This window comes from Streptomyces fulvoviolaceus, assembly GCF_000718165.1.
In the GTDB taxonomy this organism is placed as follows: domain Bacteria; phylum Actinomycetota; class Actinomycetes; order Streptomycetales; family Streptomycetaceae; genus Streptomyces; species Streptomyces fulvoviolaceus.
Genome location: NZ_JOEY01000064.1, coordinates 1 through 16,192, shown reverse-complemented (window position 1 = coordinate 16,192; position 16,192 = coordinate 1). Strand labels below are relative to the sequence as shown.

Here is a 16,192-nt window from a genome sequence, read left to right as displayed (position 1 = left end):
CGGCCCCGTGATACTTGGCCCGGCGTAGTTGCCGGCGGACGGCTCGGCCTAAGTTGGGGCAGGCTTGGCTAGGGGTGGGCATCGGAAACCACCTTGACGCCCACCACGGGGAACGCGGTTCGGATCATCTCGTCGAACTCCGCCCAGGGGTCGAGACCGAGCTCGGCGCGGCGAGCGTCGAGGTTCTCCGGGTCCTCGATCTCGTGGCACTTGAGGGTGCTGCCCTGGTAGCTGTACTGGGTGCCGTAGAGCTGTGGCATGCCGGCGCGAAGCAGGCAGCGGTCGGTCAGGTGGGCGAGCTGAACGGGGGTGGCCTCGCCCTTCGGTACGGCTTGTTGCAAGGCGGTGAGGGCCTGCTGCTGGAAGTCACGGTCACGGTCGGCGTGCTGAGCGATCCACCATGCGGCGTTCGCGGCGAGCTTGCCGACGAGGCTGTGCCCGGGCCATCCGTGCTGCTCGATGATTCCGCGCAGAACGAACGCGTTGTCGGCGGCGATGACGCCGAGCTTGAAGGGGTCGGCGTCGGGCCCGTGAGTCTGCTTACGGGCTTCCTGGTCGCGCTGCTTGCAGTCCAGAAGGGTGACGGCGAGGTCCGGCATTGCTGGCTTGGGGGAGTTCATGCGGGGGTCTCCCGAATGGGGGGTGTTGTAGGCGTGGGGAGCAGGCACCAGACGTACTTGGAGCCGTGACCGGTAGAGGCGATTCCCCAGCGGGCGGCGAGACAGTGGAGGAGTTCGAGGCCACGTCCGCGCTCGTCGTGCAGAGCTGCTGAACGGCGCCGGGGGAAGTGGGGCGATTCGTCTCCGACCGCGAGGAATAGAGCGGCATCCGACCGGCGGCGGACGGTCAGAGTGATATCGCCGTGGGAGTGCCGTACGGCGTTGGTTGCGAGCTCGCTCGTAAGCAGCTGTACGTCGTCGAGCTGCTCCAAGTAGCCGAGGGGCTTTGCAACTTCGACGGCTGTGTTACGGACCAGACGCACGACGTTGGGGAGTCGGCCGAAGGCGACATGCAGCACGAAGTCGCCCTCGTCGTCGAGTCTCTGTCGGCGCACACTGATCAAGCGGAGAGAGCCGCGGGTTAGAGGGGTGGGCGGCGGTGGAGCCAGACCCCCGGGGAACGGAACGGCCGCGGGGGACGCGGTGTTGTGGTGGTGAAACTGCATGCCACCAGCAAACTTCCGTAGCCCTTTTGGGTCGGGAGCCTGCGCGGGGGCCAAATAGGGGGCCAAGATGGGGGCCAGAGTCTCTAGCCGGGAGCCACGATGAGCGAGTTAGGCATCGGCGCACTGCTCGCTCGCCTGCGTCAGGACCTCGCTAAGTCGCAACAGGGAATCGCCGACCGGTACAACGAGGTCGAGGGCCGGGGCGCGATGACCGGCAAGGAGGTCGGCCGGTACGAGCGTGAGGTGCGCATTCCGTCCGACCACACGCGCAAGTACCTCGCGGAAGTCCTCGGCGTCGATCAGGTGCTCTTGGACCGTGCGGCGGCGGTCAGCAAAGTCCGTCGGCGTGAGGCCGCGCCAATCAGCGTGCACGCGGTTGTGCCGGCTGCTCCTCCGCCGTCGCGTCACACGTTGGCGGCCGACGCTGCGGCTTCAGCACGATTCGCTCGGTTCCTCGCGACCAGGAACGCGGACGAAACCGCCGTTGAGCAGATTGACGCCGACGTTGCCCGGCTCTCTCGACACTTCGTGAGTCGTCCGCTGGCCGAGCTGCACGCTGAGATTCGCGATCTTAGGGAAGAGACGTTCGAGACGCTGCGAGGCCGCCAACGGCCCAAGCAGACAACGGACTTGTTGACAGCGGCCGGCCGGCTTAGCGGTCTGTCCGCGCACGTTTGCCTTGACGTGGGCGACTACCACTCGGCCGCTACCCACGCCCGCACGGCATGGGTTTGCGCCGAGGCGGCCAGACACAACGGGCTACGGGCATGGGTGCGTGCCGTTGAGTCGCTCATCGCGTTTTGGGACGGCGACGCAGCGCGTGCCGCGGACCTTGCCCGGAGCGGCCAGCAGTACACGGCGCCGGGAACCATCGCGGCTCGCTTGGCGAGTCTGGAGGCCCGAGCGCTGGCGGTAGTCGGCGATGTGCGCGGTGCTGCCGAGGCGCTCGTGACTGCCGAGCGGGCACGCGAAGCCGTGAACGGAAGTGACGAGGTGCCCGGCATCTTCAGCTTCCCCCATGCCAAGCAGTTCACGTATGCCGGAACAACTCACCTTGCCCTAGGTGGAGTTCAAAACGTGCAGCGTGCCATCGACGCCGCCGAAACAGCGGTCGACTTGTACCAAGAGGCGGCAGACGATGACCGGTCTACTTTCGATCTGCTCGCCGCTCACCTAGACCTTGCCCAAGGTCATCTGCTTGCCGGCGACCTCGACGCCGCCGCAGAGTTGCTCGGCTCGGTCCTCAGCAGCCCGACAGGGCAGTTGTCGGCGAGCATCGTCACTCGGCTCGGAAGGTTCGCGAGCGAACTCGGTGCGGCCAAGTACCGTGGATCGCCCCAGGTTGCCGACCTGCGGGAACGCATCAGGGGCACGGCGAAACCCATCGCCTTGCCTGCTGCCGACCCTTCGGAGCCGCTGACGTGACTGACCCTTCCGCCACGCACGACGCCGCCGTGACCGACCGCGCGATCTTGACCGAGAGCGCGTACAAGACCGAGCAAGACCTCGCTGCGCGCCAGTCGCTCTACCAATGGCAGACACCGAGTTACGACCTGCCCGGGCTTGTGGCTGAGCACCTGCGCGACGTTCGAGGCACGGTTGTTGATGTGGGATGCGGGAACGGCATGTTCATCAAGCGACTCGTGCAGGAACGCCCCGACCTGCGCCTGCTCGGCCTCGATGTGTCCCTCGGCATTCTGGACGGAGTACCGAGGCCTGTTGCTGTCGCGGATGCGGCTCGCCTGCCGCTTGCGACGGGCAGCGTCGACGCGGCCCTCGCCCTGCACATGCTCTATCACGTTGAGGACATACCGGCGGCCGTCGCAGAACTCGATCGGGTTGTAACTGGCGGCCTGCTGATCGCCTCGACGAACAGCGAGCGAGACAAAGTCGAACTTGATCGACTGTGGGAGCGTGCGGCTGGCGACGTGCTTGGCGTCGACAAGGGGCCGTCGAGGATCTCACTGAGTGCACGGTTCTCGCTGGAGAAGGCGCCCGGATTGCTCGGAGCCGCATTCCCTAAGGTCGAGATCGTCGAGCTACCCGGCACGATCTCGGTAGCGACCACTGAGCCTGTGATCGCCCACATGAACTCGTATCGCGCATGGGCGGATCAGCACGAGGTGCCGTTCGAGGCGACGATCGACCGAGCGCGCGAGATTGTCACGGAGCACATCAGCAGGCAGGGCTCGTTCGAGATCACGTGCCTTGGTGGAATTCTGATCTGCCCTCGTTGAGGTGATCAACGACGAAATTGCCCCCGTTCCCCGGCACGAAGCTGGGGAACGGGGGCGCGCTTGAGTTAGTTCGGCGGTATCGCCTGTTGACTTGGGTCAACTTGGCCGACCTGTCCGCTAAGGGCTCGCAGAGAATCAACATGCGGGTTTGATCTTCTTCGGGGGGTGTGTTCCGTACCGGTCGAGGTGGACGGCCACATCAGTCGGGGTGCGGAATCTGGCAGTTGAGGGGTGGATCGCGTGATCGTGCTCGGCCAGTAGCGGGCGTGCTTCCTGGACGGCCCGTGTGAGAGTGCTTCCGGTGACGCCAAAGAGTCGGGCGAGCAGGTCGTGGGTGCCGATCTTGCGGAGGCAGAGCACGGTGGCGAGGATCCGGTCTGCGTCGGAGAGCTTGTCCTTGGCACCCGCACCTCGGCGCCGTCGGCGCTCGCCGCCCCGGCGCTCGTGGCGGATTTGCTCGCGTTGTTGCGTGAGCGCCGGGATCATCGCACTGACCAGACCGTCGAGTTGGGCAGTGGTCATGCCGGTCAACTCCGGGTCGCGGAGAGCTTGGGTGTCAACGCCGTCCGGGGGCGCGGCCGGGTGGGTGGTTGTGGCGGCTTCGGATTCCGTCTCATGGTGTGGGGCCGGGCGAGGACCAGCAGGGCGGAGCGTGTAGTTCCAGTCGCCGTGGAAGCGGTGCCGGCTCATTGCCAGTGCATCGATCTCGGCGTCGGTGACCTTCACCCCGGTGTCGTAGGTGCCGGTGTCGAGTTCAGCTTCGACTTTCAGACCGGTGCGGGTCGTGGTCGCCGCGATGCTGTCCACGATGACTTCATGGCTGGTCAGTGGTCTGCCGCGCCAGTTCATGGAGATGTGGGAGAACAGCCGGTGCTCGATCTTGTTCCACTTCGAGGTCCCGGGCGGTAGGTGACAGACAGTGATCTCGAGACCAGTTCCGGAGGCGAGAGCGGCCAGTTCACTCTTCCAGGCCCGGGTGCGGTAGCCATTGGAGCCGCCCGCGTCCGCTGTGATCAGAAGACGGGTGGCGTGCGGGTAGTCGTGACGGCCGCGGGCCTGCCACCAGCGGCGGATCGAGGCGACAGCGAATTCGGCGGTGTCGTGGTCGGTGCCGACACTGACCCAGCCGGTGTTCGCCGCAAGGTCGTAGATGCCGTATGGGATCGCCTTGCCCGGTCCCTGCCGGTCCAGGAAGTCATGCGTTTTGACCAGCACTGGTTCGCCCGGCGGCCGCCACTCACGCCCGGGATTCTTGTAGTCGCCGACCAACTCCTTCTTCTTGGTGTCCACGCTGATCACCGGGTCCCCGGCACCGATGTGTTCCTTGGCCCGGTCGTTGATATAGCGGAACTGGGCATCACGGTCCGGGTGCTGTGCGCCCTCGATGGTCTTCGCGTTGGCCTGCAGGCTGAAGCCCTCCTCCCGGAGCAGGTCCCCGACCGTGTCCGCGCTCACCTGGTGCCCCTGGCGGGTGAGTTCGGCGGCGAGTTTCCTCGTCGACTTGGTTGTCCAGCGCAGCGGCGATATCGGATCCCCGCGTATGTCCGGCTCGACCAGTGCGAGCAGGGCCGGCCGCAGCCCCGCGTCTACCTCGGCGGCCTTCTTGCGCCCGCCGCCAGGACGGCGAACCCGCCCCAGCGGTCCCTCGCCCGCCTCCAACTCGTCCACGCCCGTGCGAACCGTGGTCTCGCTGACCTGAGCCGCCTGCGCGACCACCCGGATACCGCCGTGTCCCAGGGCCCGGGCCTCGGCTCCCATCAGCAGCCGACGCTGCCGCTCGTCCAGATGCGGGAACAACACCCCAAACTTGACAGCCAGTTGGTCACGAGTCGCGTCAGGGATGCCCGTACCAGGTAAACGAGCCCCGATGCGGGAAGCAACACCTTGATTCTCTGCGAGCCCTTAGAGGAGTTCGTGGCTGTGGCAGCACGACACGGCATCACGGCGAACGACTTGGCCATGTCGACCAGCCTGCCGGACGTCTGTGTCGACGCTGTTCTTGCGGCCAATTTCAGGACGAAGCGGGCCTGAACTGAGCTCCCGGGGCGGCAAGCGGCGAGTGCGGGGTTGGCGCCACCGCCAATTGCGGCGCCGAAACCGGCAATAAATCTTGGAAATTCTTTTTGTCTCAGGTCAGGCGTGGGCCGGGGTGTCCGAGGAGGCGGGCGAACTCGCGATCGTGGGTGGCGCGTTCGTGGCGGGGCGCTCGGCGACCCGGCCACAGCAGTACCGGCGAGCGTCCACCGCGGGTTTTAGGTCGGCTTTGGAGCGGCTCGCAGGACGTCCTTCACACGGTTCAGCCACTCGCCCCGGTTTTCTAGGCCGCGTCCATGGGCTTCCTCGAACCGTACTCGGGCCGCGGCAAGGCCAAGTTCTTCGTTGAGGTGTTCCAGGAGCGCGGTGTGCATGGCGGTGATGTTGGCGAGCATGTTGTCGGCGAGGTCGTCGACGCCGTCGGGCCCGAGGAGCAGGACTCGCTCGCGCGGTGTCTTCACCCTTGCGGGTATGGCGGCGACGGCCTCGTAGATGTCTTCGCGGGCGGATTCGGGGTCGCCTTCCCAGTCGTCCATCAGGCTGTCCCACCTGTTCAAGGAGTCCAGCTTGTCGACGAGTTCTCCCAGGGCGCGGTCCCAGACCGCGAGAAACTCGACGTAGGCCTCCTGGCGTTGTCCCCGGAGCCATTGTTTGTGTTCGACGGTGGCCTGGTCCCTGGTTGTGGCGCGGCCTACGGCGATGCCGATGAAACCGGCCGCGGCGGGGATCACCGTGGCGATGACCGTTCCCCATCCATCTGTCATGGGAGGGATGGTCTCGCACGCTGGTGCCGGCCGGCAGAGTTCCGGGTGGACCGCGAGCGGGCACCGTGGTGCGCCGGTGCTGTTCTCGTTACGGTCGCCGGATGACGTTCAACGATGAGTTCGCGGCCGACTTACGGCAGAGCGTGGCACCAGCCGGGGTGATCACCAACGCGCTGCGGTGGGACATCCTGAATGACTGGGTCCGGTACCTGAATAGCGATCAGCTTCCGGACAAGACGGCAGAGATGTCATACCTGTGGGGCTTCATCAAGGTCGATTTCGGCTTCGATGCACTGCGGTGCCTGTGGAACAAGCACCAGAGCAGCTACCCCATGTTCGCCGAGGTCGTGTGGCTGCTGCACCGCGAGTTCAGCGAAGGCGTCGGCGCAGACCATCACCTCCTCTTCGCCGGTCTGCCGCCGATCCCCGCTGACGTCCTGTTCCGGAAGATCGCCAGTGCCTCCGCAGTGGCCTGGCGGGGGATGAGCGAGGAGCAGATGGTCGAGAGACTGAGCAAGGCGCCGCAGGACTATGTGGCCATGCGGTAACGCCGCACCCCGGTAGGGACCGGTTGGTAGCGGCCCCGGCCCGCCGAGAACAACCTCGACCTGACGGGTCATCGACTTCACGTCGGTCATCGTGTGGGCCCGTGGGGCGGCCGCCAGGGCGGATACGACCGTCCCGTCCGTCCCCGTCCCGTGTACGCGCCGGTGCGGGCGGTCCTGATGCAGTCCGGCAGGCCGGCCCGTTGACGGCTGAACCAGGCGCGGGACGACCTGGGCACTACGAGCAGCAGGATGATGGTCAGCCCGTACGCGATCAGGGCCAGGCCGTACACGCCGGGGGCGTTGCTGGCAGGGAAGGCCGCCACGCCGATCATGATTGCCACGACCCGGGCGCCGCGGTTGCCCTGCCACAGCCCGAAGGCCGCCGCCGCGGCATGCTGGTCTCTCAGTGCGGCAAATTGGTGTGGCCCTCAGCGGAGGAATTGCTGAGGGCCACTCTGCGGCAGGCGAGCTGGGCGGTCTACGAAGCCCAGCTGCCGGTGATCTTCCGGTCATAGGCGGCGGCCTTGCCGAAGTACAGCTTGTAGAGAACGTTGTCCGCGACGTCCGTGGCGATCACCTTCCACGCGCCAGGTGCGACCGACTTCTCCTCGCTCTGGCAGTAGTTGAGGTCGCCACCCGCGCGATAGAAGCAGACCTTCACGTTCTCCGTGTACGCGCTGCTGAGCTTGATGTTGATGTCCGCACAGCTGCTGCTCGTCGCGAGGAAGCGGTTTTCCTTGTATGGCGGGTGGTAATGGTTGTCTACGGCCTTGGTGAAGGAGTGTGCGCTGCCGAGGCAGGTGGCCGCGCTGGCGGTGGAAGCAGTCCCGATGAGGCCAGTCCCGGCGAGTGCGCCGGTAACGGCAAGGGTGACGAGCTGCTTGCGAATGTTCATGGATCCCCCGTTGTTGGCCGAGCAGGGCACGTGTCTCGGTGCCCCGCAGGAGTTTTGCCCAGACGAAATGTCACCGTAGCCAGACCTGCGCAGTCCGAGAACCTGCAACTTTCTAGTAGGCCCTTCGCGGGTATCTCCTCAAAGGGCCCAACAGGCAGGGCCGAGATGAGCGACCGTGCGTTGCCGCAGCCCCGGGTGGCTACCAGCGGTCTGTGATGGTCTTCGCGGCCTGTTCGACGCCGGGATCGAGCGAGGAGGCGGCGACCAGGACTGCCTGGTCGGTACGGCGGGCGTGCGTGGCCAGGTCGTGGTCGCCGACGTGGACGTGACCCAGGAGCGGGATTCCGGCGGCGGCCATGTTGGCTTCGACCGCGTGGACGAAGCCGGGTTCGAGCTCCGCGGCCGGCAGTTCGCGGTTTCCGGTGATCATTCCGAGGAACGCGGACGGACGGTGGTAGAGGAAGTTCAGGTACCGCTCGCGCAGCAGCGCGGCACTCTGCTCGGGGGTGAGCGGATGCTCTTGGCGCTCCTCCGGTACCGCGCCGTGGGTGAGGGTCTCGGTGACGGGGATGCCGTTGCTGGCGGCGAGCACGACGAAGTGGTCCACGAGCTCGCGGTGCGGCCAGGTCGGGCGACCCATCAGTACCACCGTGTCGAAGTAGCGGCGTCCCCACTGCAGTGCGTCGCGGAGCGGGTTGTCGTCACGTGTGAGGAGCCTGGGTTCGGCGGGCGGAGTCGACCATGGGGTGTGCTGCTCGACCAGCAGCCCGCCCTGGTCCCGGCCGGTGCCGGCCGTCCACAGCAGGGTGCTGCGGTGCCCGGGCCAGGCCTGCTGCCGCTGTTCGGCGGCCTTGCGTTCCCGGGCGCGGCGGGAGTACAGGGCCATGTTGATCCCGTACGGCTTGTACTCGTGCACCAGCAGCACCCGCAGTCCCTGCCGCGCCCATGCGGCCGCGATCTGCACCTCGAGCGTGCCGAGCTCGTACCGGTCCTCCAGCAGGAACTGCACCGTGCGCCCGTTGCGTGACGGCGAGCTCGTGCGGCGGACCTGGGTGTAGCGGACACCAGCCGCCTGCTGCGCCTTGCGGGCACGGGCCTTGGGGCCGCTCGCACCGGACTTGGTCATGAGGATCGATCTCCGCTCCAGGGCCCCCGCTGCCCCGCAGAGTCGATGACGCGCAGGCATGGGCGAAACGGTGCGGGACCGTCCCTGGAACCGAGTCAGTTCCGGTGTCCTTCGCCTGGTGCATGACCGGTGCGGGGTACCGGACGCAGGCTCGCGGCGTGCGCATCCTGCCGCAGCCCAGAACCATAGCGGCACAGCAGGGCAGCGAGACGGCACGACACCACACTGGTCATGCACCAAGTGCAGGACCCGCCCCCGTCCAGCCTGTACGTACGTGCGCTGCAGGCGGTGTGCACTCCCAACGAGTCCCTTCGCCGGTGGTATGCCCGCCACCTGCCCGTGAAGCCGCGCGGTCCTATGGATCAAGTGACGGTGCGGGTGAGGACGGGGTTTGGTCACCGGCGGGGCTGGGTGCCGGGGCGTAGTTCGATCCGGATGGTTTCGTCGTCGTCGATGACGTAGGTGGGGTCCGTGTTGTGGTTCCAGCCCAGTGGCAGCAGGTAGTAGCGGTGGTCTCGTTCGACCAGCAGTCGCAGGCCGCTGTAGCGGTACCGGTAGTGCAGGCCTTCACCGAGGTCTTCGATGACCAGTCCGGGGGGACCGGTGATGCTCAGTTGCTCGGTGCTGTGGACGAGGACGGCGACCCGCCGCACGAGCCGTTCGGCGTCGCGCTCCGCGTCCTGGCGGCCGAGCTGCCCGGCGGCCAGGGCCACCACCCACATCAGGAACAGCGCGGCGCCGGCCACGGGGAGTGCACGGTCCCACAGGCGCCGTCGTCTGGTCGCCACGGGCGCTGCGGCGCTGGTCTGGCCAAGGATCAAGCCGCACGCCACCAGGAGGGGAGCGGCCCAGGCGAAGGGCTGGATGTAGCGCCATAACAGCATCAGGACGATGCCGGCGGCGACGAAGGCGAGATAGGCCCGGGCCACCGCCCGTCCGGCGCGGCGCATGCGCCGGATGAGGTGGGAGGGGACACCGAGCGTCGGCAGCAGCTCGGGAAGGCGCGGCAGGACGATCGCCAGGGCCAGGGTGATGAGCACGGGGAACGTGGCCAGTCGCAGGCTGCGCAGTGCCAGTTCGACCGAGTCGAAGCCGATGGCGGAGCTCTCCAGGTGGAAGTAACCGTAGTAGACGCTGCTGTGGACGAAGCCGGCGAAGAGCATCAGCGCCACGATGAACGAGCCCGCGCCGAAAGCCGAGTTGGCCAGCTCAACCGGACTGCCACCCCACACGGTCGCCGGCCGCTGGGGACTTAGCCCGTCGCGCCTGCGTGCCGCACGACGCACTCTGCGTCGAACGGCAGCAGGCGGGGGCGCTGCCCGCCGCGCCGTCCTCTGTCGCACTGCGTGGCGTCGGCTGCGGGAGGACGGACGTGGAGAGCCGTCGGCGGGTGCCGGTGTCCCGGTGGAGGCCATCGGCTGCCTCAGGACTCATCCGGTTCAGGCGACGGTCCGGAGCCATCCGGTGAGGGCGAGAGACAGGACGGCGAGAGCGACGTAGTAGGCAGTTCGCTGCACGTCGGCGTCGGCGTCGGCGACGGTTGGTCGGTTGGGAGCGGAGGCTGTCCATCGCTCGGAAAGGTGTTCGTTGGTGGAGGAGGGGGCGGAGGCACCTCGCCTGTGCCGGTGGGGCCACTGGTTGGTGCTGTACCGGTGAGGGTGGGGGCCCCGACGTCCCCACTGGTCTCAGGCAGGGGGCCCGTATCCCCTCCCGGTGGATCTGTAGCGGCTCCGCACGCCACGGCACCCCAGCTCAGTACGGCCGCTGCAACGGCGACCCCGCACTTGGTCATTGCCCGTCGTCGGATCAACATAGATCCCCCACGCGCCATCGCAGGCGCTGCGCTCAGCATCCCACCAGACGGCGGCCCCGCCCACGCTTCCGACCGGGGCATATGAAGAGCCCACCGGCACTGTTCGGGAACGGTGGCCGACCCCGCCGCCCCGTCCATCACCCAACACTGCGCGGGGAGGTCTCGCCGCCGGCTGGGGCCCGCTGGCGTACGGCAGCGATGGCACGGCTCACGCCGACGACGCCATCATGCCGACGGTCGCGGGGCTTGACGACGCAGGCGGCCGCCGCGGCCTCGGTCTAGGTGCTTCCTTCGTCCTCAGCGTACGCAGCACCACCTGCTGCTTGGACGCATCCAGGCCGCGCAGCGCGGTGTTGAGCCGCTCATCCTCGAAGTCAACGTTTGATGCGTCCGCGGATGGCGAGGACGGTGAGGGCCAGGAGGGCGGGTTCGAACAGGCGGGAGGCCATCTCGATGTACGTGCCGGCGGTGGTGAGGTCCTGGCCGCTGGAGCGGAAGATGACCGAGTTCAAGGTGATGCTGAAGGACTTCTCGAACCGCTCGCTGGTGAACCAGTCGCCGCTGGGGTTCTGCGGGTCGTCCTGATCGAGCGTGAGCGTCACGCGGCCTCCGCCAGCCGGGACGATGCCGGTCGCTTCCTGCCGAGGGGAGTGCTGGGGGAGGCCGAGGCTCATCAGAAGCAGGATGGTGATCCCCATGGCGACGAGGAGCCAGCCGAAGGCTCGAAAGGCGCGTAGTCCGTATCCGGACAGAAGCCAGTAGCCGTGCAGTAGGAGTCGCTCGGAGCGTGATGTTGTGACGCGGTCGTGGCGGCGCATTTCCGACTCGCCGTAGTAGAAGTCCGCAGCTCCGGGTTCATTTTTGCCGTCCTCGAATGCCTTGCGTAGCTGCCGGTACACCGCGGTGACGTCGTCTGGATCCGGTGTGTGTACCGCATGACCGTGGTCCGGTCCGGTCCGCCACAGGCGTGGTGAGGCGCCGTCAGGATTGGGACCCTGCTTCGTGGCCTGGGCACGCCACTGGTGTTCTTCGGCCACGGTGCGTCGCTGGGACCAGTGAGTAGGCCAGACCCGGAAGCGTCTGTGGATGCCTGAAGGCACCTCGGCGAAGACGGTACGGCCCTCGAGCCGGATCTGGTCCAGGTGGAAGGCTCCCGTGAACCGGCAGGTACTGAGATCGGTGTCGGTGAGTACCAGGTGAGCAGCGTCCACGCCGCGTACCGAGACCACTTGGACTGCCTCATCCCGGCCGGTCAGCAGGCTTTCGTCCACTGCGCGTCCGCTGTGCGTCATGAAGGGCACAGGGTGAGCGGTCACGTCGAGAGGGGCAGACAACACGGCACCCGTGAGATCTACTCGGGCATATCTCACCTGGAGCGTCGCCGTGGACTCCCACTGCGTGCGCGCACATACCAGCTCCCCGGCCGCAATCTGCAGTGTCACGGGGAGCATGAAGACCGCGCCGGACAGGCCGAGCGTGCGCGCACACATGAGGGCCCCGATCTGGGAGGCGTCGTTGAACCGAACGTCGGCGAACGAGGCGTGGTCGGCGAATCGGGCCTGGTCGAACCGGGCCATGCCGTCGAACCGGGCTCCCTCGAAGCTGGCTGCGCCGCCAACGAGAATCTGATCAAAACCGGTCTCGCGATGGAAATGCCCGTGATCGAAGCGAGCCTCGCCGTGGAACTTCGCCTCTTCGAACAGGGCAGGCTCATGGAACTGGGTGTCTGGAAAGCGAACTTTCTGGTCAAACTCTGCTCTTTCGAACCAGACAGCAGCGCTGAAGTCCACCTTGTCGAACCACGTATCTCCGACGAAGTGAGCATCGGTGAAGGATGCTTCTGCGTCGAACTGGGCGTCCTCGAAGCGCGCCCCTTGATCGAAGCGCACCTGATCGAAGTGGGCCTTTCCGGCGAAATGGGCTCCGCGGAATCGGGCGGTTCCGTTGAATTTCGCAAATCTGAATCCTGCCGCGCCAGCGAATTTCGCCTTGCCGAACCATGCCTTTCCTGTGAACGCTGCCCCCGTGAAGGGCGCAGCCCCCCGAAAGTGTGCCTCCTCAAACAATGCGTTGCCCAGGACGGAATGACCCATTGAGTCAGACAGGGCGTCAAGGAGTTCACGCAAGAGCGAGCCCGTAAAAACCACGCCTCTGCAGTCGATGTCCGAGCCGGGAGACAAACTGTCCAGGTATTCAGTGCGCCGGGTGCTATCCAGATGAGCAAGGCATCTGCTGTACGAGGGGATGGCGGTGCCGTGGCAGGCGTCCGAGGCGGTAACCGAGGTGAAATCGCAGAGAATTCTTGGGCTGTTCGTCACTCGGGTGATTCTCCTCGGCCGGACCTGCGTGTGTCGGCGTAGACGATGGCCACGTCGGAAACTGCTGGCGGCCGACCCTGTAGACCAGTGCCTCGTCGAGGCATGGGGTGCTGACTACGCGACGGTTCTCGAACTCGCTCGGCTCCTCGACCGAGAACCTCGATGGACCGTTATGGGGGTGTGCTCGGTGCTGTCATGCTTCTACCGTGCCGAGGCTGCCGCTGCCCGCCGAGCGTTGAGATCGATTACCCCTGCAGATGGTAGGCGGAGCTGTCGGAGCAGGTACGTATGCAGCAAATCTGACTCCTCAGGGCGGGGTTGAGGAGTCGGGTTTCCGCGTCTGAGAAAGCGTGTGCGGTAACTGCCCTCAGCGAAGTACGCCATCCGCCGCAGCTGGGCGGTCGAGGCATCAGGGGTCATCTGCGCCTGGACATGGGCGGGGAGGGGCTCGTGAAGGCCAACGGCACGTGTGGTGGTGGAAACATGCGGTGTGCCATGGAAGCCAAGTACCGCTTTGACGGCTTCGCGCCGGGCCAGGTAGTGCAGGGGCGCTTTCGGGGAGTTCGGCGTAGAGCTCTTCCATGCTGCCTTCGGGGAGGTAGCGGCGGGGGAAGGCGATCCATTCGTCGTGCTCTACCTTCCTCTCTGGGATCGCCCCAGCCATTCGTAAGGTTGCGGCACCCAGGGAATCGGGTGTGGCTTTCGTCGTGCTGCCGACTGTGGCTCGAGATGCTTGGCCGCCCGGCTCCCCACGACGACTCGGCCGCCGATTGGGAAGTGCGAGAAAGTCGCTGTGTAGAGCAATGCCGGCGAGGTCGTCTGCGGTACGGACAGCACGAGTCTGCACGTCAGGAGCACGATGAGCCGGATATGGGCAGGGATCGACAGCGGCAAGGGCCACCACCACGGCCTGGCCCTGGACGCCGAGGGCAACACCCGATTGTCGCGCCGTGTCGTGAACGATGAACCAGAGCTGCTGCAGCTGATTGGTGACGTCTTGGGCATGGCCGCGGGAGACGAGGTGACCTGGGCGATCGACATGACCGGCGGCGAGCCGGCGCTTCTACTGGCCCTGCTCATTGCGCACGGCCAGAGAGTCCTCTATATACCCGGACGCCTTGTCAACCGCGCTTCCGACGGCTACCGCGGCGAAGGCAAGACCGACGCCCGCGACGCCTACGTCATCGCCGACCAGGCCCGCATGCGGCGCGACCTGCGCCCGATCAACTTCGGCGATGAGGCCGCGCTCGAACTCAAACTGCTGACCGGGCGCCGTACGGACCTGGTCGAGGACCGCACCCGGACAGTGAATCGGCTCCGCGGCTCCCTGCTGAGTCTCTTCCCTGCGCTCGAGCGGGACCTGGACATCACCTATGTCGGTCCTCTCAAGCTACTGACCGGTTACCAGACCCCGGCGGCTATCCGCCGGACCGGAATTACGCGGCTGACAAAGTGGCTGGCCAACCGCAAGGTCAAGAACTCAAGGTCTCTCGCGGAGCGGGCCGTTGAGGCAGCCAAGCGCCAGCAGATGTCCGTGCCAGCAGAGAAAACCATCGCCCAGCTGGTTCGCACCCTGGCCGAGGAGGTGATTGCCCTCAATGAGCGGATCGGCGAGATCGACGGGCTCATCGAGGAGCGGTTCCGAAGCCACGAACTGGCCGACATTGTCCAGAGCCTCCCCGGAATCGGGGCCGTGCTCGGGGCGGAATTTCTGGCCGCTGTCGGCGGCAACCTGGACGGCTTTGCTTCCCCGGACGCATTGGCCGCCTTCGCCGGGGTTGCTCCCGCGCCACGCGACTCCGGCAAGGTCAGCGGCAACCTGCACCGCCCCAGCCAGTACCACCGCCGACTCCAACGGGTCTTCTATACCTCCGCGTTGGTCAGCATCCGCTGCGACCCGAACTCCCGGCAGTTCTATGACCGCAAGCGCGCGGAGGGCAAGCGCCACGTCCAGGCCGTGCTCGCCCTGGCCCGGCGACGCGTGAACGTCCTGTGGGCCCTGATCCGTGACCGCCGGTCTCGAAGAGCACGGCGGTCACCAGCCGTTCCAGGGCAGGTGGGTTGGGGAAGACCTGGACGACGTCGGTGCGGCGTTTGATCTCCCGGTTGATCCTCTCCAGCGGGTTGGTGGACTGGATCTTCTTCCAGTGCCGGGGCGGGAAGTCCGCGAACGCGGTCAGGTCCTCCTTCGCCTCCAGCAGCATGGCTTTGACCTTGGGAAACTGGGTGCCGAGCATGTCGGCGACGGTGTCGAGCTGGGCGCGCACGAGGTCGGCGGTCGGCTGGGTGAAGATCGTGCGGATCGTCGCGGCGACCATCTCGCCGGAATCCCGGTCGATCACGTTGAAGACGTTGCGCAGGAAATGAACCCTGCACCGCTGCCAGGCGGCGCCGAGCATGACCTTGCGGACCGCGGCGACCAGTCCCAGGTGCTGGTCGGTGATGACCAGCCGGACGCCGGACAGGCCCCGTTCGCGCAGGGAACGCAGGAAATCCTTCCAGAACGCCTCGCTCTCGCTGTCTCCGACCATCAGGCCCAGGACCTCGCGGCCTCCGTCCTCGGTGATGCCGGTGGCGACCACGACGGCCTGCGACACGATCTGGTGGTTCACCCTCGCCTTGCAGTAGGTCGCGTCCAGGTAGACGTAGGGGAAGCGGACATGATCCAGCGGGCGGGTGCGGAACGCGGTCAGCGGCTCGTCGAGGGCCTCGCAGATCCGCGAGACCTCGGACTTGGAGATCCCGCTGTCTCCGCCCAACGCTTTGACCAGGTCATCCACGCTGCGCGTGGAGACGCCATGCACGTATGCCTCCATGATGACGGCGTAGAGGGCCTGATCGATGCGGCGCCGACGCTCCAGCAGCGACGGGAAGAAGCTGCCGGTGCGGACCTTGGGGATCTCCAGGTCGAGATCGCCGGCCAGCGTGGTCAGCACCCGGTCGCGGTGCCCGTTGCGGACGGTCGTCCGCGAGGGCGTGTGTTCGTTCCACTCGGCACCGATGTGCGCACTCGCCTCGGCCTCGATCAGCTCCTGCACCATCCGCTCGGCGATGACGCGGACGAGCTCGCTTCCGTCGGTCGAGCGTAGTGACTCAAGCAGGCGTAACAGGTCAGACTGAGACAGGGCCATCGTGCACTCCCACCGCTTGAACTGGCGTTTTAGCAGGGAGAGTTGCACGGTGGCCCGCCCCTTGGTCAGGGAGCGGCCGCCTGCATCAGGTGTGCGCCCCGGGCAAACGCCCGCGCACTCCCACACGTTGATCGCCTACACCATCACGCGGGACGCCATCC

The 16,192-nt window shown here is 66.6% G+C and carries 13 protein-coding genes and 1 pseudogene; 4 read left to right on the top strand and 10 right to left on the bottom strand.

The annotated features are described in order from the left end of the window. Nucleotides 1-68: 68 nt before the first annotated feature. Nucleotides 69-620 (bottom strand): DUF6624 domain-containing protein, encoded by a 552-nt coding sequence (locus IG08_RS55050; RefSeq protein ID WP_158812361.1) that lies wholly within the window; start codon nt 618-620, stop codon nt 69-71. Beyond that, nucleotides 617-1,054, bottom strand: a complete 438-nt coding sequence (locus IG08_RS59560) for an ATP-binding protein (RefSeq protein WP_158812360.1) — start codon at nt 1,052-1,054, stop codon at nt 617-619. The genes IG08_RS55050 and IG08_RS59560 overlap by 4 nt, the downstream gene beginning before the upstream one ends. Before the next feature lie 210 nt (nt 1,055-1,264). Between IG08_RS59560 and IG08_RS55045 the strand changes: the two genes are divergently transcribed. Both IG08_RS55045 and IG08_RS0145770 read left to right on the top strand, forming a co-directional pair. Further along, nucleotides 1,265-2,590 (top strand): NsdA family TPR-like regulatory protein, encoded by a 1,326-nt coding sequence (locus IG08_RS55045; protein ID WP_043456833.1) that lies wholly within the window; start codon nt 1,265-1,267, stop codon nt 2,588-2,590. Beyond that, nucleotides 2,587-3,402, top strand: coding sequence for a class I SAM-dependent methyltransferase (locus IG08_RS0145770; RefSeq protein ID WP_030618202.1), 816 nt, complete (start codon nt 2,587-2,589; stop codon nt 3,400-3,402). Before IG08_RS55045 ends, IG08_RS0145770 begins: the two co-directional genes overlap by 4 nt. 135 nt (nt 3,403-3,537) lie before the next feature. Here the strand turns inward: IG08_RS0145770 and IG08_RS0145765 are convergent, their stop codons facing one another. Together IG08_RS0145765 and IG08_RS0145760 are read right to left on the bottom strand one after the other, a co-directional pair. Next, complete coding sequence (locus IG08_RS0145765) at nt 3,538-5,160, bottom strand: ISAzo13 family transposase (protein ID WP_078656005.1); 1,623 nt, start codon at nt 5,158-5,160, stop codon at nt 3,538-3,540. Between the two features lie 494 nt (nt 5,161-5,654). After that, nucleotides 5,655-6,200, bottom strand: a complete 546-nt coding sequence (locus IG08_RS0145760) for a hypothetical protein (RefSeq protein WP_030618196.1) — start codon at nt 6,198-6,200, stop codon at nt 5,655-5,657. A 101-nt stretch (nt 6,201-6,301) separates the two neighbouring features. Between IG08_RS0145760 and IG08_RS0145755 the strand changes: the two genes are divergently transcribed. Further along, entirely contained in the window at nt 6,302-6,748 is a 447-nt protein-coding gene (locus tag IG08_RS0145755) for a hypothetical protein (RefSeq protein ID WP_030618193.1), read from the top strand. Between the two features lie 86 nt (nt 6,749-6,834). On the opposite strand, the gene IG08_RS0145750 is transcribed toward IG08_RS0145755, so the two are convergent. The 5 genes from IG08_RS0145750 to IG08_RS0145730 all read right to left on the bottom strand — a co-directional run bounded on the left by IG08_RS0145750 (nt 6,835) and on the right by IG08_RS0145730 (nt 12,900). Next, on the bottom strand, nt 6,835-7,071 hold the full coding sequence (locus IG08_RS0145750) for a hypothetical protein (RefSeq protein WP_158812359.1): 237 nt from the start codon (nt 7,069-7,071) through the stop codon (nt 6,835-6,837). Nucleotides 7,072-7,226: 155 nt separating this feature from the next. Beyond that, nucleotides 7,227-7,643, bottom strand: coding sequence for a hypothetical protein (locus IG08_RS0145745; RefSeq protein ID WP_030618186.1), 417 nt, complete (start codon nt 7,641-7,643; stop codon nt 7,227-7,229). Nucleotides 7,644-7,842: 199 nt separating this feature from the next. Further along, on the bottom strand, nt 7,843-8,769 hold the full coding sequence (locus IG08_RS0145740; RefSeq protein ID WP_030618183.1) for a hypothetical protein: 927 nt from the start codon (nt 8,767-8,769) through the stop codon (nt 7,843-7,845). Nucleotides 8,770-9,164: 395 nt separating this feature from the next. Further along, a complete protein-coding gene (locus IG08_RS0145735; RefSeq protein ID WP_063757840.1) occupies nt 9,165-9,932 on the bottom strand; it encodes a hypothetical protein in 768 nt (255 codons plus the stop codon). A 1,024-nt stretch (nt 9,933-10,956) separates the two neighbouring features. Continuing rightward, complete coding sequence (locus tag IG08_RS0145730; protein ID WP_234343142.1) at nt 10,957-12,900, bottom strand: pentapeptide repeat-containing protein; 1,944 nt, start codon at nt 12,898-12,900, stop codon at nt 10,957-10,959. 859 nt (nt 12,901-13,759) lie between these two features. On the opposite strand from IG08_RS0145730, the gene IG08_RS58075 reads away from it, so the two are divergent. After that, nucleotides 13,760-14,998 (top strand): IS110 family RNA-guided transposase, encoded by a 1,239-nt coding sequence (locus IG08_RS58075; RefSeq protein WP_078655997.1) that lies wholly within the window; start codon nt 13,760-13,762, stop codon nt 14,996-14,998. On the opposite strand, the pseudogene IG08_RS0145720 reads toward IG08_RS58075, so the two are convergent. Next, nucleotides 14,919-16,031 (bottom strand): annotated as a pseudogene (locus IG08_RS0145720) (IS256 family transposase); the annotation flags it as partial. The gene IG08_RS58075 and the pseudogene IG08_RS0145720 sit on opposite strands and share 80 nt — an antisense overlap. Between the last annotated feature and the right edge of the window lie 161 nt (nt 16,032-16,192).

What these genes read in the sequence shown, in the direction of transcription:
- IG08_RS55050 (WP_158812361.1), bottom strand. Translation starts at nt 620, where the DNA reads ATGAACTCCCCCAAGCCAGCAATGCCGGACCTCGCCGTCACCCTTCTG.
- IG08_RS55045 (WP_043456833.1), top strand. Translation starts at nt 1,265, where the DNA reads ATGAGCGAGTTAGGCATCGGCGCACTGCTCGCTCGCCTGCGTCAGGAC.
- IG08_RS0145760 (WP_030618196.1), bottom strand. Translation starts at nt 6,200, where the DNA reads ATGACAGATGGATGGGGAACGGTCATCGCCACGGTGATCCCCGCCGCG.
- IG08_RS0145765 (WP_078656005.1), bottom strand. Translation starts at nt 5,160, where the DNA reads ATGGGAGCCGAGGCCCGGGCCCTGGGACACGGCGGTATCCGGGTGGTC.
- IG08_RS0145735 (WP_063757840.1), bottom strand. Translation starts at nt 9,932, where the DNA reads ATGCTCTTCGCCGGCTTCGTCCACAGCAGCGTCTACTACGGTTACTTC.
- IG08_RS58075 (WP_078655997.1), top strand. Translation starts at nt 13,760, where the DNA reads ATGAGCCGGATATGGGCAGGGATCGACAGCGGCAAGGGCCACCACCAC.
- IG08_RS0145745 (WP_030618186.1), bottom strand. Translation starts at nt 7,643, where the DNA reads ATGAACATTCGCAAGCAGCTCGTCACCCTTGCCGTTACCGGCGCACTC.
- IG08_RS0145755 (WP_030618193.1), top strand. Translation starts at nt 6,302, where the DNA reads ATGACGTTCAACGATGAGTTCGCGGCCGACTTACGGCAGAGCGTGGCA.
- IG08_RS0145740 (WP_030618183.1), bottom strand. Translation starts at nt 8,769, where the DNA reads ATGACCAAGTCCGGTGCGAGCGGCCCCAAGGCCCGTGCCCGCAAGGCG.